At 61.5% G+C, this 14,510-nt stretch carries 13 protein-coding genes; 4 read left to right on the forward strand and 9 right to left on the reverse strand.

Translation table 11 applies throughout. From position 1 onward, the window contains the following. Positions 1 to 2: 2 nt before the first annotated feature. Complete coding sequence (locus VGL22_RS12195; protein ID WP_465267204.1) at positions 3 to 542, forward strand: methylated-DNA--[protein]-cysteine S-methyltransferase; 540 nt, start codon at positions 3 to 5, stop codon at positions 540 to 542. A 184-nt stretch (positions 543 to 726) separates the two neighbouring features. Next, the gene (locus tag VGL22_RS12200) at positions 727 to 2,673 is read left to right on the forward strand and encodes a PAS domain-containing sensor histidine kinase (RefSeq protein ID WP_465267205.1); all 1,947 of its coding nucleotides are present in this window, start codon (positions 727 to 729) and stop codon (positions 2,671 to 2,673) included. Here the strand turns inward: VGL22_RS12200 and VGL22_RS12205 are convergent. Further along, a complete protein-coding gene (locus VGL22_RS12205) occupies positions 2,650 to 3,081 on the reverse strand; it encodes a thioredoxin family protein (protein ID WP_465267206.1) in 432 nt (143 codons plus the stop codon). The two genes, VGL22_RS12200 and VGL22_RS12205, sit on opposite strands and share 24 nt — an antisense overlap. A gap of 108 nt (positions 3,082 to 3,189) precedes the next feature. Here VGL22_RS12205 and VGL22_RS12210 point away from each other — a divergent pair, with 108 nt between their 5' ends. Next, complete coding sequence (locus VGL22_RS12210) at positions 3,190 to 3,591, forward strand: VOC family protein (protein ID WP_465267216.1); 402 nt, start codon at positions 3,190 to 3,192, stop codon at positions 3,589 to 3,591. 7 nt (positions 3,592 to 3,598) lie between these two features. On the opposite strand, the gene VGL22_RS12215 is transcribed toward VGL22_RS12210, so the two are convergent. The 8 genes from VGL22_RS12215 to VGL22_RS12250 all read right to left on the reverse strand — a co-directional run bounded on the left by VGL22_RS12215 (position 3,599) and on the right by VGL22_RS12250 (position 12,587). After that, positions 3,599 to 5,518: a CRTAC1 family protein gene (locus VGL22_RS12215; RefSeq protein WP_465267207.1), complete on the reverse strand. Its 1,920-nt coding sequence runs from the start codon at positions 5,516 to 5,518 to the stop codon at positions 3,599 to 3,601. A 719-nt stretch (positions 5,519 to 6,237) separates the two neighbouring features. Further along, complete coding sequence (locus VGL22_RS12220) at positions 6,238 to 7,149, reverse strand: ParB/RepB/Spo0J family partition protein (RefSeq protein WP_465267208.1); 912 nt, start codon at positions 7,147 to 7,149, stop codon at positions 6,238 to 6,240. A 90-nt stretch (positions 7,150 to 7,239) separates the two neighbouring features. Then, complete coding sequence (locus tag VGL22_RS12225) at positions 7,240 to 8,085, reverse strand: ParA family protein (protein WP_465267209.1); 846 nt, start codon at positions 8,083 to 8,085, stop codon at positions 7,240 to 7,242. Positions 8,086 to 8,509: 424 nt separating this feature from the next. Further along, positions 8,510 to 9,160 carry a 16S rRNA (guanine(527)-N(7))-methyltransferase RsmG gene (gene rsmG / locus VGL22_RS12230; RefSeq protein ID WP_465267210.1) on the reverse strand — a complete coding sequence of 217 codons (651 nt, stop codon included), beginning with the start codon at positions 9,158 to 9,160 and terminating at the stop codon, positions 8,510 to 8,512. Further along, positions 9,157 to 9,912, reverse strand: a complete 756-nt coding sequence (locus tag VGL22_RS12235; protein ID WP_465267211.1) for a gamma-glutamyl-gamma-aminobutyrate hydrolase family protein — start codon at positions 9,910 to 9,912, stop codon at positions 9,157 to 9,159. The genes rsmG and VGL22_RS12235 overlap by 4 nt, the downstream gene beginning before the upstream one ends. Before the next feature lie 50 nt (positions 9,913 to 9,962). Continuing rightward, a complete protein-coding gene (locus VGL22_RS12240; RefSeq protein ID WP_465267212.1) occupies positions 9,963 to 10,727 on the reverse strand; it encodes a lysophospholipid acyltransferase family protein in 765 nt (254 codons plus the stop codon). After that, positions 10,724 to 12,106, reverse strand: coding sequence for a bifunctional folylpolyglutamate synthase/dihydrofolate synthase (locus VGL22_RS12245; RefSeq protein WP_465267213.1), 1,383 nt, complete (start codon positions 12,104 to 12,106; stop codon positions 10,724 to 10,726). Before VGL22_RS12245 ends, VGL22_RS12240 begins: the two co-directional genes overlap by 4 nt. Positions 12,107 to 12,170: 64 nt before the next feature. Beyond that, the gene (locus VGL22_RS12250; RefSeq protein ID WP_465267214.1) at positions 12,171 to 12,587 is read right to left on the reverse strand and encodes a DUF2141 domain-containing protein; all 417 of its coding nucleotides are present in this window, start codon (positions 12,585 to 12,587) and stop codon (positions 12,171 to 12,173) included. 805 nt (positions 12,588 to 13,392) lie between these two features. Here VGL22_RS12250 and dnaN point away from each other — a divergent pair. Beyond that, a partial coding sequence (gene dnaN / locus VGL22_RS12255; RefSeq protein ID WP_465267215.1) for a DNA polymerase III subunit beta occupies positions 13,393 to 14,510 on the forward strand: 1,118 nt, incomplete at its 3' end.

Genomic DNA, 14,510 nt, shown 5'->3' on the forward strand with positions numbered 1-14,510 from the left:
GAATGAATGGCATCCTGTCATTGTGGGTTGACCGCCTCCCCACCCCGCTTGGCGAAATGCTGATTGTCTCCGACGATGCCGGGTGTCTGCGCGCGACTTTCTGGTCGGAGAAAGATCGGCTCATGCAACCCTTCCTGAAACGCCACTACGCCCCCATGCAACTGCGGCTGGCCCCGGCACGCGATCCTCATGGCCTTACGACTGCCATCGCGCGTTATTTCGACGGCGACGTGCACTCCATCGACAGCCTGTCCGTGAAGACTGCTGGCACGGATTTTCAGCGCCTCGTATGGCGGGCGCTTCGCAACATCCCCTGCGGCAGAACCATCTCCTATGGGGAACTCGCTCGCCGCATCGGCCGGCCGCAAGCCGTGCGCGCCGTGGGACTGGCCAACGGTGCCAACCCCCTCGGCGTGGTCGTTCCCTGTCACCGCGTGATTGGCGCCAACGGATCTCTCACCGGTTACGGCGGCGGAATGGAGCGGAAACGTTGGCTGCTCGATCATGAAACCAGGTTGAGGCTCCCTCTCGTCTACACTTGACAGAGATCGTTTCAATCATCCAAAGTGACCTGAACTGAATCATGCTGCACAGTCCTGGTTGACTTCCCCAGAAGTGCGGGGTTGCAGAAATCTTCCCTGCGCCTCTGTAGTTTTGCCGTTCTTGTGGTGGGAGCTAGCGCTTCTGTCCGGGCCCCGTAAGTCCAAATACCCCCTGGGACGCCGAATGACCCAAACGGTGGATGAATCGGTAAACAGACCACACCTGGAAAGTGTTGCGTCCATCGCAGCATGGGTGCTGGTTGTCATCTCCATCGTGGCCCTGACCGGCTGCGCGCTCAACCTGCCGCCACTGGAAAGTTTCGTTCCCCAGTCCGTGGGCATGAAGGCCAACAGCGCCGCCTGCCTGCTCCTTGCAGCAACTTCTTTGTTGCGTCGCCGGCATCGCGACATGCCGGTCTATGCCCTTTGTGCGGCCCTGCTGGGCGCGCTCACCCTGGCTGAATACGGTTGGAACCTGAGCCTTGGCATCGATGAACTCCTGCTCCGCGACCCTTCTTACTTCCAATTCCCCGGACGCATGTCGCAGTACACAAGCTTCGGGTACGTGCTTCTTGGCCTCGCAGCTTCCTCGCTGCGGTCGCGCCTCTGGATGGTTCGCGAGTTGTCCCGCGCATTCGCGCTCTGTACCGGCATGCTCGGCGCCATCGCCCTGATCGCGCACCTCTATGACACGCACCTGCCCAACACCATCAGTCCGCAGGCTAATATGTCGGTTCCCACCGCACTTGGTTTCGTCATTGCTTGCATCGGTGTGCAATATGCGCATCCGCGGGAAGGGCTGGTGCGCCTGCTGCATGCCGGCAACGAGGGAGGAGCTGCACTGCGGCGGCTGGTGCCTGCCGGGCTGGTGGGCTCAGTGTTGGTCGGCCTGGCAGTTCGCAACGCCCAGCAGCAGTTGCGTTGGGAGTCAGGGTTCTCTCTCGCCCTGGTCGCGGCAGGTGTCACGCTTTGCCTGATGGTCGTGATCGTGGTCACCGCAGCCGGCCTGGAGCGCGAAGAGCTCGGCCGCCGCGAAAGCGAACTGCGGTTCAGGCTGGCCGCCAACAACGCCCCGGTAAAGATCTGGATGTCGGGTACCGACATGCTCTGTACCTACTTCAATGACACGTGGCTGCAGTTTACCGGACGCACTATGGAGCAGGAGGCGGGGGACGGCTGGGCAGAAGGCGTTCACCCGGAAGATCTGGAACGATGCATGTCCACTTATGCGGGTGCGTTCGAGCGGCGGGAGAATTTCCAGATGGAGTACAGGATGCGGCGGCACGACGGCGCATACCGTTGGCTACTCGATACCGGGGTACCGCGCTTCAGCGAAGGAGTGTTTGCCGGCTACATCGGGTCGTGCGTAGATATAACCGACCGGAAAGATTCGGAAGAGTCGCTGGCCGATCTCGAGCGAAAGCTGCTGCAGGCTCAGGAGGAAGAGCGATCGCGGATTGCCCGCGAACTGCACGACGACATCGTACAGCGCATTGCCATGCTCACATACCAGGTGCGTTCTCTCACCCCCAGGATCGCCCCGGATGCAAAGACGCGCACCGCGTTCGAGGCCATCGCTGACCATCTGAGACAACTGGGCACTGACATTCAGTCCATATCCCACCGGCTTCATTCGTCCCACCTCGAGTTCCTGGGCCTGACGGCGGCGGCGGCCGTGCTGTGCAAAGAGATTTGCGCCCAGAAGCAGGTCGAAATCAACTTGAGTTGTGATGGAATCCCCTCCGATTTGCCAAAACCTGTCGCGCTCAGCCTGTACCGCGTGCTGCAGGAAGCACTGCAGAATGCCATAAAATACAGCGGCACCAAGCGATTTCAAGTGAAGCTGGAGAGAAGCGGGGACGAGGTCCGGCTGACCGTGAGCGATCATGGCGTGGGATTCGAGGCGCACCGGGCCGACAAGCAGCAAGGCTTGGGACTTATCAGCATGCGCGAACGCATGCGCATGGTAGGTGGTCGGTTTTCGCTCGAATCCGCACCCGGAAAAGGTACAGTGATTCGCTGCGTCGCACCGATCAAACCCGTGACAGCGCGATCGATGGCGCCCGACGGAGTTCACATGGTGCCAACTGGGCCGAACACGGAGACATCAGCCGGCGCGCACCAGCCATGACTTCATCGTGTCCGCATCGACCAGGCCTGCCTGCTGAAACTGCAGCGTGCCGCCCGCAAACACCGCAAAGTTGGGAATCCCCTGCACGCGATAGCGCCCCGCGAGATCCGGATGACGCTCGGTATCGACCTTAAGCACAACCGCGCGGCCGGCCAGATCGCGCGCCGTCTGCGTCACGTGCGGCGCGGCCATACGACAAGGCCCGCACCAGGCCGCCCAGAAGTCGACCAGCACCGGCACCTTGCTGTCGCGAATAATCTCATCGAACTCGGCCACGCCCACCTCAATGGGTTCAGCCACCGCGGCGAGCGGCCCTTTGCAGGCGCCGCAGCGGCCCGCGTCGGCCAGATGGCGCGCCGGAATCCGATTCGGTTTGCCACACGTCGAACAGTTGCGGATAACAGGCATCGCGAAGTCCTCTCTCCGGTCAGGGTTGATGCGAAAATCAGTGCAAAGGATTCGCCGCACGCCCTGACGCGGGTTCCGTCAACTCGGATTGAGCGTAAAGTGGGCAACATGCTGGAGCAACTTCCCAAGGCAGTGCCGGAGATTCCCGTCGCGAATGTCGAGGATGCCGCCGCATATTACGTGGACGTGCTGGGGTTCCGCTTCGACTGGGGTAACAACCAGGGTGGAATCGGAGGTGTCTCACACGGCGAGTGCCGCCTGTTTCTCACCAACGCGGCATTCCGGCAAGGCTGGGGAAATGGCGGGCCGCCAATCGTAATCTGGCTCAACCTCGACAGCAAGGCCGAAGTGGACGCCTTGTTCGCGCGCTGGAAGGCGGCGGGAGCCCGCATTCTGTCAGAGCCCGAAGACATGCCATGGCATCTGCGGGAGTTCAGAGCGGCAGATCTGGACGGAAACCAGATCCGCGTGTTCTACGACTTTCGCTGGGAGTTGCCGCAGGACGGGTAGGCAGGCATCAGGTGCGCTTTCTCGCCGGCGTCAGCCGCTCGTTCTTGAGCAGCTTGCCGCCTTCCTGAATTACGTACAGCCGATTCACATCCAGTTCCCTCAATGTATCAACCGCGCCCGACGGCCAGCGGATCTCGACTGCATCGACCTTCTTCGCTTCGTTCAGCCCAAAGTGGTAGCGGAGATCACTGGATGAAAAATAGCCGTTGGACGAACGGACCTCTTCGATCTGCGTGAGAGCCGTGCCCGCTTGTCCCCCCGCGGCGGCCTTGGCCGTGAGAGTCGGAGAGCCGGTCTGCGCGACAACCTTGATCTTCGCGCCTATCCCGGTCCGGTTGGATTGCACGCCCACCAGGCGAATCTTGATCCAGGAGCGATTGAGTTCCTGCCCGGGAGCAGCATCGCAGCGCAGAAGCTGCGGCACGGCATTCACGCAGTTCACCACCGCATCCATATCCCCATCGTTGTCGAAATCGCCGATCGCAAACCCGCGCGCTTTGGCCTCCGTGGTAATGCCCGTGCCGCCCCTCATGCTCACGTCTTCAAACTGGCCGTTGCGCATGTTGCGGTAGAGATACTTCCGCTCCGCATAGGCAGCGTCCACTTGCGTGCCGTCAACTTCGGGATACACATGCCCATTGGCGACAAGAATGTCGAGCCACCCGTCGTTGTCCATGTCGATGAAGCTCACTCCCCACCCCAGCAGGCGCGTGTTCACTCCCAGGCCCGCTTGATATGTGCGGTCGTCGAACGATCCATCCCCCAGGTTCAGGTACAGCGAATCCGTGTCGCCGGCGAAATTCGTTTTCACGATGTCCGGCATTCCGTCGCGGTTGAAGTCGCCAATGGAAACGCCCATGCCTGCCTGCGGCTTGCCGTCAGGGGAATAGGCCACACCCGCTTCGATCGCCTGGTCCTTGAATGTGCCGTCTTTCTGGTTGATATAGAGCGTCGCTGAGGTCGAGTCATTGGCCACGTAAATGTCGGGCCAGCCATCGCCGTCCAGATCCACTGCCGCGCAGCTCAGCGCATACGTCCCCAGTGTGCCCCACATGCCCGCCTTCTGACTCACGTCGCGAAAAGTGCCGTCGCCGTTGTTGTGATAAAGCAGATTCTTGCCGCCATCAAGCCCCGGCGGTCCGCACGCAACAAGGATGCCCTTGTAAGTGCAGTTAGCCTCTTCTGGCTTAGGCGTCGTCTTCAGATCCAGATCGATGTAGTTGCCCACAAACAGGTCGAGATGTCCGTCCTTGTCATAATCAAGAAACGAGCAGCCGGCGTTCCAGCGAAGGCGGTCCTGCATCAGCCCCGCATCCTTCGTCACGTCCGTGAATTTACCCTTGCCTTCGTTGCGAAAAAGCGCGTTCTGCCCGTAGTAGCTGACGAAAAGATCGTTCCAGCCATCGTTGTTGTAGTCGCCTACGCAGCACGCCTGGCCCCAGCCCGTCTTGTGCTCCAGACCCGAACCGATCGTCACATCCGTGAACGTCCCGTCACGATTGTTCTTGAAAAGATGGCAGATGGGCTCTTTGCCTTTCGCAAAACCTTCCAGACGCCACCCATTCACAAGAAAGATGTCAACCCAGTCGTCCTGATCGTAGTCAAAGAACGCCACGCCGCAGCCGGTCGTCTCGAGCAGGTACTTGTTGCGGTGCTCGCCCCCAAAAATGGTCTCAACGTTGAGGCCGGCATCCTTCGCCACATCCACAAACTGCACGCTCAGGGGCGTCCCCGCAACGGGCGATGCCGCTCCCTTCGGCGCAGGCCGGCTTTCCGCCGTGTACGACTGACGCGCGCTGCCTGCGGGCTTCTGCTCCACCGCCTGCTGGCCGTTGGCAGGGCCCACCAGCGAGAGCACGTCTTCCAGCGACAGGACAAGGGCGGTCCGCGAAAGCGACTTCAAAAATCCACGACGGGAAGACGGCAAGACAGCTCTCTCCAGAGACATTCGCTGTTCTATAGACTGCGATTCTGCCTGAAGAGCGAGTATATCCGCCCTCCGCCTGCACGCGAAGGCGACGCAGGCACGATGTTCACAGCGCGGAGTCTCGGCAGCATGGGTGTAAGTTGCGCACGCCCCGCGGCGCGAAAGCGATGCCTTGCTGGGAGCCTACTCTCTCGGATCGGTTCTATTCCCCTTCTCGGATTCGTCGTCCCTCGTCTCGATCACATACGAAACGCGCCGTTTGGGCGGGGGCATGCCTCCTCTGGCCGATCGCTTGGGTCGGAAAACCCTGGCGTCAACTCCAAAAGTGGCCATTGCCAGCAAAAACACGGCGACCGCCGCCATCGCTACTTCTTCAGCTCTCGTGATCACCATCGGCCACCTCAGAGCGTTTCTGCCCTGGATACAAGAGCGCGACATCACCGGCCGGGGTTGCATTCGAAAATGGGTCTGCTGCACTCCTATGCCGCCGTCAGCACCCCTGCACCGTCCCCGACCCTGCCGGTCGCCATTGGGCAAGGCACGTGGGCATAAAGCTCAGGCGGAAGAAGCAGGCCAGAAACACAACCATGCCCACGGCAGCGGCCCGCACCGCGCGCCTGTCTGTCCCGGTCATGGCTCCATCGGTTATACCGGTCCGCTCAGGACGCTAGACCCCGTCACCGCTCGCCGTCAACTGGGAGATCAGCCAGTTGGAAAGCTCAGACCTCAGCGCCCGCCAGCTGCTCGAGCAGGGTATCGAAATCCTCCAGCTTGCTGTACTCGATGATGACCTTGCCGCGGCCATTCTTGTCCTCAATGCTCACCTTGAGGCCAAGAGCCCGTTGCAGCCGATCCTTCACTTCGCGCACATTCGGATCGACAGCCGCCTCCGGCTTAGGCTCTTTCTTTTCAGCCTTTTCCGGGTTCAGAATGCCCTGCACCATGGTTTCCGTCTGGCGAACAGAAAGCGAAAGTGCGGCCACCCTCGCGGCCATCTTCTCCAGGTCGGGACGGTCCCCCAGCGCCAGCAATGCGCGAGCATGGCCAAATGTGAGCTCGCCGCCCTCCACGCGGTTCTGCACCGCGGCTGGAAGCTTCAACAGGCGCAGAAAGTTTGCGACCGACGTCCGGTCTTTCCCAGTCCGCGTTGCCATCTGCTCCTGCGTCATGTGGAACTCGCGGGAAAGCCGCTCAAACGCCCGTGCCTGCTCCATCGGATTAAGATCGGCGCGCTGCAGGTTCTCGACAATCGTGATCTCCATCGCCTGCTCGTCGGAGACCTGGCGGAGAATAGCCGGGATCGTCTTCTTGCCCACCTGCATCGAAGCCCGCCAGCGCCGCTCTCCCGCAATGAGCTGGAATCGGCCATTCCCCTGCGGGCGAACCAGCACCGGCTGCACCACCCCATTAGCCGTTATCGAGGCAGCAAGCTCCCCCAGCTGCGCGTCATCGAACCTGGAGCGCGTTTGAAATGGATTGCGGTCAATCAGATCGACGGAGATCTCACGTGGCTTGCCGCCCTCCTGCTCGGCAGCAGCCGCGCTCGGTGGGGCAGAGGGTTGTACGCGGGGAAGGAGAGAATCCAGGCCTTTGCCGAGCGCCCGGCGCTTGTTGTCAGTGGAGGTAACCATCGGAAAATCCTCTAAACCAAACTTTCAAAGCAGTGACTCGGCAAGATCTCAATGTGTAAGGGGTTCAGGCTCAGGCAGCCGGCAAATCCCTTAATGGTATGGCCAGAAGCGAACCGCCCGCGTGGGCTGCTGCGAGGCAGCGGCCTTCCGAGCCTTCGCGCGCGGACTCTCCATGTTGTTGCGCGCCAGAAATTCATTAGCCAGCTCGAAATATGCCTCGGTCCCGCGAGAGCGCACGTCATAAAGCGCCACCGGCTTACCGTGACTGGGCGCCTCGGCCAGCCGCACATTGCGAGGAATGACCGTCTTGTAGAGCCGCTCCTTGAAGTACTCGCGCAACGTATGCGTAACCTGCTGCGCCAGATTGGTGCGGTCGTCGTACATGGTCAGCAGCACGCCTTCGATCGTGACATCCGGGTTGTATGCGGCCCGCACCCGCTCCAGCGTGGAAATCAGCTCGGAAATACCCTCCAGCGCGAAGTACTCCGCCTGCATGGTGACGATGAGAGAGTTTGCTGCGCTCAGCACATTCAGCGTGAGCAGATCCAACGCCGGCGGACAGTCCAGGAAGATCAGGTCGTACTTGCTTTGGATCCCCTCCAGGGCGCGGCGCAGGCGAAGAGCACGGTCTTCGGCATTGACCAGTTCAACCGTCGCTCCTGTGAGGTTCTTCGAACCGGGAAGAACGCTCAGGTTTTCAATCTCCGTGGGCAGAATCACCTGCTCCGCCTGCGCCTGACCGACAAGTACGTCATAGACCGAGTGCCGGTCATCGTCGCGCGCAATGCCAAGACCGGAAGATGCGTTGGCCTGAGGATCGCAGTCCACCAGAAGCACACGTAGCCCCTCCAGCGCGAGGCAGGCAGACAGGTTGATGGCGGTGGTAGTTTTACCCACACCACCCTTTTGATTGACGATACCGACGATTTTCGCCATGAAGTTCCAGACTAATCGGCGAGGGTGGCCGGGGGCCTCTGTGCGGGCTGTGGACAAATCGTAAAACCTGTGGAAACCACGAATCGCCCCGCAAAGAGCCTTGCTCCTAAACTGCTGTGCCGAAAAGTTTTACTGCTCATCAACGGCATTTCCACGCGGGCACACATCGAGGAGGCCTTCGGTGGAAAACTGCCCGTTGAAGCGGCTGCAACAGCCCATTCCCCAAGTGAAACGCAGCGTCGGCTCTGGTGCCTATGCGCCTCTTGTTTCAGCGCACAGCGTGCCTGGAGGGGGACCGCGCGGAGACAGTGTTCCACGTGGAACATCCTGATTCACGGCAACCATCCAAACCGGAATATCGGCAGTGTTCCACGTGGAACATAATCCATCGCCTGATCAGCAGTGTTCCACGTGGAACATTCCCCTAATCCCGCTCCAGCACTCGACGGCCAAGAAGCAAGAGGCGATCATCCCCGCCCGGCAGCGCAATCGCTCCTCCCCACTCGAACCCAGAGCCGGCCAAACTTCGAACCCGGTCCGCCTCCCCGACAGTCGTGAATGGAGCCAGCCATCCACCCGGGCTGACCCGGCTTGCCGCCACAGGCATCGCGGCTTCCATCCTGTCCACCGCCCGCAACGTGACGCAGTCAAAGGAGGTGCTTAAATCCTCGGCCCGCCCCGCATGGACCCTTACCGAAACCCCCAGCACCCGTACGGCCTCGCGAAGGAACGCCGCCTTCTTGCCTTGCGATTCCGCCAGAGTCACCGAAATATCTTCACGACATAACGCGATCGGGATCCCAGGCAGCCCCGCCCCCGAACCAAAATCGAGGAGCGAGCCAGGATTTCCGGGAAGCGCACGCGCCGCTGCGATCGACTCCACAAAATGACGACGCAAAATACCGTCCTCGTCGCGAATGGCAGTCAGATTTGTGCGGGCATTCCAGAGCAGCAGCAGCTCCAGATATCGCTCGAATCGGCGAATAGTCCGCGGAGGAACTTCGGGCTGTCCCGCTTCCGCAAGCAGTTGCACCAGCTTGCGGCCAGCCTCGCCCAGGCCCTCCGTCTCACTCATGCAGGGACCGTAGCGTCGGCACGGCACGTTGCCCAGGACTGCGCCTCATGCACCAGGGCCGCAAAGATTGCACGCGACAACGCACTCGACCCATACGTTCTCTCCGGATGCCACTGCACCCCCAGCACAAATTGATCCTGAGACCTCAGCTCGATCGCCTCGATCACTCCGTCATCGGGACAGGTTGCGCAGATACGCAGATTGTCCCCCGGCACCTTGATCGCTTGGTGGTGGCTTGAATTGACATGAACCGGCGCCGAGGTCGGCGGCGCAACCTCCGCCAGCCGTGACGAATGCTCAATGCGAATCTCGTGCGCGTGCTCAACCTCTCGCCCCGCCGCGTGATTGATCGCCCTCCTGCCCGCCGTCGGCAGGTCTTGCACCAATGACCCGTTGCGCCAGACATTCAAAGCCTGCATCCCCCCGCAGATCCCGAGCAGCGGCTTCCTCAGGTTGAACGCATCCTGCAGAAGCAGCTCATCCGCCGCCGTTCGCGCCGGATCGGATTCATGACACGCCGGGGTGCGCACCTCCCCGTACACTTGAGGGTCGATGTCAAACTTGCTGCCAGGCAGCAGAACTCCGTGCACCGTCGCCAGCAGCCGGGCAACTCGCGCCGGTGTCTCCTGCAGCGCTACCAGAACAGGCACAGCACCCGCAGCCTGCAGAGCCGCGATGTACTGAGGTAACGCACCGCTGTTGTAGGAAACGTCCAGGCTGGTGGGTTCCGGAATGGCGATTCGTAAGCTCATGGAAACACCAGTGTAAGCCAAGCGTCCCAAGCTTGGGAGCAAACCAGAGGCTACGCCGAGGCGCACTTCCTGGGCGCTGACTCCAGCATCCGTGCAATCTCACCGCGCAGGCGCTCCGTCAATTCGTCCACCTGTCGCGGCGTCATCCCCGACGTGTCGATTGGCTCCCCGGCCATCAACGTGACGCTGCACGGATAAAAATGCGAATTATGGATCGGCAGCAGATCGTAAACTCCGCTCAGCGCAACCGGTACCACCGGCACCTGGGCTCGAATGGCAAGAAACGCCGCCCCGGCAAGAAAGGTCTTGAGTTCACCGTCCGGGGTTCGTGACCCCTCCGGAAAAACAAACAGCGGCATCCCGGTGCGCAACGCCCTGACTCCCGCGCTGAGGCTCGACAGCGTAGCCCGCCGGTTATCCGTGTCCACCGGAATCTGCCCTGAGCGGTTCAGGTACCAGCCAATAAATGGCATCGACCAGAGTTCCTTCTTCGCCAGAATTCTGAATTGGAACGGCAGAGCCCCAAAGATCACCGGCGTATCCATATAAGAGGTATGGTTGGCTGCGTAAACCGCCACCCGCTCCCGCAACAGATTCTCGCCGCCCCTCACGGTCAACTTCGCGCCCGAAATCCATAGGCAGGAGCGCGCCCACACCTGGGCTATCCGATGCTGCGTCCTCCCCGTCTTCGCCCAAACCGACGCAATCAGGGCCAGCGTGCCGAAAAACGCGGTCATCAGAAAAAACCACGGAGCCCGGAATACGTTGCTATGCCATCGCTGGTACAAACTGAGAGGGACCGGCCGTCGCGTCATGTCTGAGCGCTCCCTGACTCGTCCGGCTCACCCCACCCCGCTCGGTGCCCCAGCAGCACGGCGCGCGCCTCTCCCACCAGGTAAACCGATCCCGACACCACTACCATGCCGCCATCCTCCGACACTTTATGCTGCAGTGCAGCATAAACCGAAGAAGCCGCCTCCGCCGCCGTTCCGGTCGCCGCTGCGGCCGCCAGCAACGTATCCACAGGCGTGGCGCGCGGGCTGGCGATCGGCGCGAACACCACGCGGTCGAACAGCGGAAACAAAATCTGCGCCAGCTCCCCCACCGGCTTGTCTTTCAGGCAACTGAACACGAGAGTGCGCGCCCTGCCCGCCGCGGCTTCCCTCTCCAGCAACTTCCGCAGACTCGCGCGCAACGCCCATGCGCCGGCGGGATTGTGCGCCACATCCAGCACCCACGTGGTTTTGCCGCGTTGCAGCATTTCCATCCGGCCTGGCCACTCTGTAGTGCGGATGCCGCGTTCGATCGCCGCGGCCGTGATAGCCAGCCCATGATGCTCCGCCAGTTCCACAGCAGCCGCAACAGCCAGCGCCACGTTGCGCTGCTGATGCGTGCCGAACAGCGGAGAAGCGGCTTCAATCGCATGGCCCAGTACGCTGAGCCGATAACCCGCCCCCGGCTCGAGCTCCGCCGCCGGCCCCAGCGACGGCACGTACTCGACAGCATTCACTCCGCGAACCTCAAGCTCCGTAGCCACCTCGCCAATCGCCTGGTTGGCTTCGGGATGCTGCGGCAGCGTCACCAGCACCCCATGGCGTCGAAGAATCCCCGCCTTCTCCTTCGCGATCGCCGCAATGGTGGGGCCCAGCCACTCCGTATGGTCCAGCGAAATATCGGTGATCACCGAGATCAGCGGGTCCACAACATTGGTGGCGTCCAAACGTCCGCCCATCCCCACCTCGAGCACCGCGAGCTCCACGCCCGCCGCCTCGAAGTGGAGGAACGCCATAGCCGTCAGGATCTCGAAGAAGCTGGGTGTCTGCTGAAGTCGCCCGCTGATCACCAGCGCGTCCGCCGCCTCCGCAACCCGGAGATACCGGCGCGCAAAATCCTCGTTGGCGATCTCCGCGCCATTCACCTGGATGCGCTCGTTCGGCCGCTCCAGATGTGGCGATGTATAGAGTCCGGTGCGCAGGCCCGCTTCCCGCAGAATCGAAGCGAGCGTCGACGCTGTAGAGCCCTTCCCATTCGTCCCCGCAATCAGCACGCTGCGGAAACTCTGCTGCGGATTCCCCAGCTCCTCAAGCAGAACAGCAATCTCGGCAAGCGAGAACTTGCGCCGCGCGCGGCCCGGAGCTGTGTAGAGTTCCGGCGCCAGCGCGTTCAGGGCTTCGATGGCCGCCGCGTAGGACATGAAGATTCAGTATAGAAGCCGTGCCCGCTCAAGCCACAGCCGGCCTCAGCCGCACCACACCCATCTACTTGCGCAGCTGAATAACGGCATTCCCCACGTCTTTATCAATCGCGGAAGAGACATCCCCGAACCGCGGCTTGCGCCAGGCATGGAACGCGCGCCAGAACCCGCTCGGCTCCTTGGGCCCGAACATGCCCATATCGAGTTTTCCGTTCTCGTTCTCGTCCTCATAGGCGCTCACCGCCCAGTTTCCCGGCGGAACCCGAAAACGAAACTCAACGCTCGCGTGCGGTCCGATCCGGACCTGCTGATATGGATGAGCCAGAAATCCCGTAGCATCCCACAACGCGATGTACACCGGATGATTCCCGCTCGCGCCCTCCACTCTGCCCGCGATCGTGAAGGTCGCCTGCTGCGCAAACCCGGCCACAGCCGAACAGCTCCCCGCACTCAGCAAAACAACACCGCGAAGAAAAAACATGAGCCTGGTCATCCCATCCTGCTTTCGCGGCCCATCGCCCCTGAACCAACTCCATACCGCCACATCCCACCCATTCCCCCCCTCAGTCTCTCTCTTCTCTCATCACTCGGCCCCGCAAGGCGCCATTCCCCCCCGGATTTCCGCATCCTCCGCCCCCGACTGTGGAAGCCGTGGAAAGCACGTCCGCTGTGGGAGACCGGTCTCTCCCAACCCCCCTGTCCATGCGGGTTGTGACGCCCTTCCCACAAATCCACCCTGCTTTTCACAGGCCTGTTCGAGGCCGCTGTTGAAGACGTGGGAAACTCGGTGCGCTTCTGGACCATTTCCCTCCTGTTTTCCATTTTCCCGGAATTGCACAGTCCCGTTTTAGAAAAGTGGACACGTGCCTAATCCCATCGGCATGTACATCTTGGGAAGAATATCCACTTTTCCTGCCACAACTACGGAGAGTACGGGAAGTAATTAAGCCTTACACACACAGAACGTCTCCCCCGTCGCACCTTCACGTCCCAGCCGGCCTGCCACCCGCGCGCGCTTCCGCTCCCGACCCCAGGCCCGCATCTCCTCCCCATCCATCCCAACCTGCCCGCCCCGTCTTTCCGGCCATGAGGATTCCGCCTGTGTTTCCACGCTTCTGTGCCGGTTTTCCACTCTCGCGCGAAGAGTGCAAACATGAATACAATCAGGAGCAAGCAAGGACAGCCGTATCCGCCAAGCGCTAAGCTGATGTACAGTGTGGCCAGCGTGACGCCGCGTGGAATGCTGTGGCCGTCTGCCCTCAGCGGATGGAACGAGAGGTGGGTTTATGTCGATCGTCGAAACTGAAGTGGAGAAACCGGCCGCGCAGGGGGCAGCGATGGAAATTACCGTAAGCCGCCAGGAACTGGTGAAAGAGCTCACCGCCACGCAAAGCGTGGTCGAGCGCAAAACCACCATTCCCATCCTCTCGAACTTTCTCATCGAAGCCGATGGCGACCGGCTCAGCATCACCGCAACCGACCTGGATCAAGCCATTCGCACCAGCGCCGCGGTGAAGGTCAAGAAGCCCGGCTCCTGCACCATCCCCGCCCGCAAGCTCTACGACTACATCAAGCTCCTGCCCGACGGCGAAATCTCCATCAAGCTCCTCGACAACCACTGGGTCCAGATCCGCAGCGGCCGCTCCAACACCAGGATGGTCGGCATGGCGCGCGCCAACTACCCGCAGGTCCCCGAATTCCCCGCCATCGCCGTCACCAGCATCGCGGCCCCCGCCCTCAAGACCCTCATCTCCCGCACCATCTTCGCCATCTCCAATGAAGAATCGCGCTACACCCTGAACGGCGCGCTCATGGTTCTCAAGGCCGAGTCCATCGCCATGGTCGCCACCGACGGCCATCGCCTCTCGTTCGTAGAGAAGACCGGAGAAACCCTCGACGGCATCAGCGGTGAAAAGCGCGTCCTCGTTCCACGCAAAGCCCTGCAGGAGCTGCAGACCCTCCTCGCCAACTCTGACGCCGAGAAGGTCGAATTCGCCGACGACGAGCACACCCTCTTCTTCCGCGTAGGCCACCGCACCCTCAGCTCGCGCAAGCTCTCCGGCCAGTTCCCCAATTACGAAGCCGTCATGCCGCGCGATAACACCAAGTTCGCCATCGTCCGCTCCAGCGAGCTGTCCAGCGCCATTCAGCGCGTCGCCCAGTTTGCCGATGAGCGCAGCGGCGCCATCCGCATGCGCCTTGAAGGCAACGAGCTGAAAATCAGCTCCCAGTCCACCGAGTCAGGCGAGTCGGAAGACACCATCGATACCCCCTACTCCAGCGATCCCATCATGGTCGGCTTCAACTCCACCTACATCATCGACTTCCTCAAATCCCTCGGCAATGAAGGCGAAGTACGCCTGGAGTTCAAAGACTCGCAGTCCGCCGGCCAGATCCGCCCCGA

It is taken from the genome of Occallatibacter sp., assembly GCF_036502485.1.
Lineage (GTDB): Bacteria > Acidobacteriota > Terriglobia > Terriglobales > Acidobacteriaceae > Telmatobacter.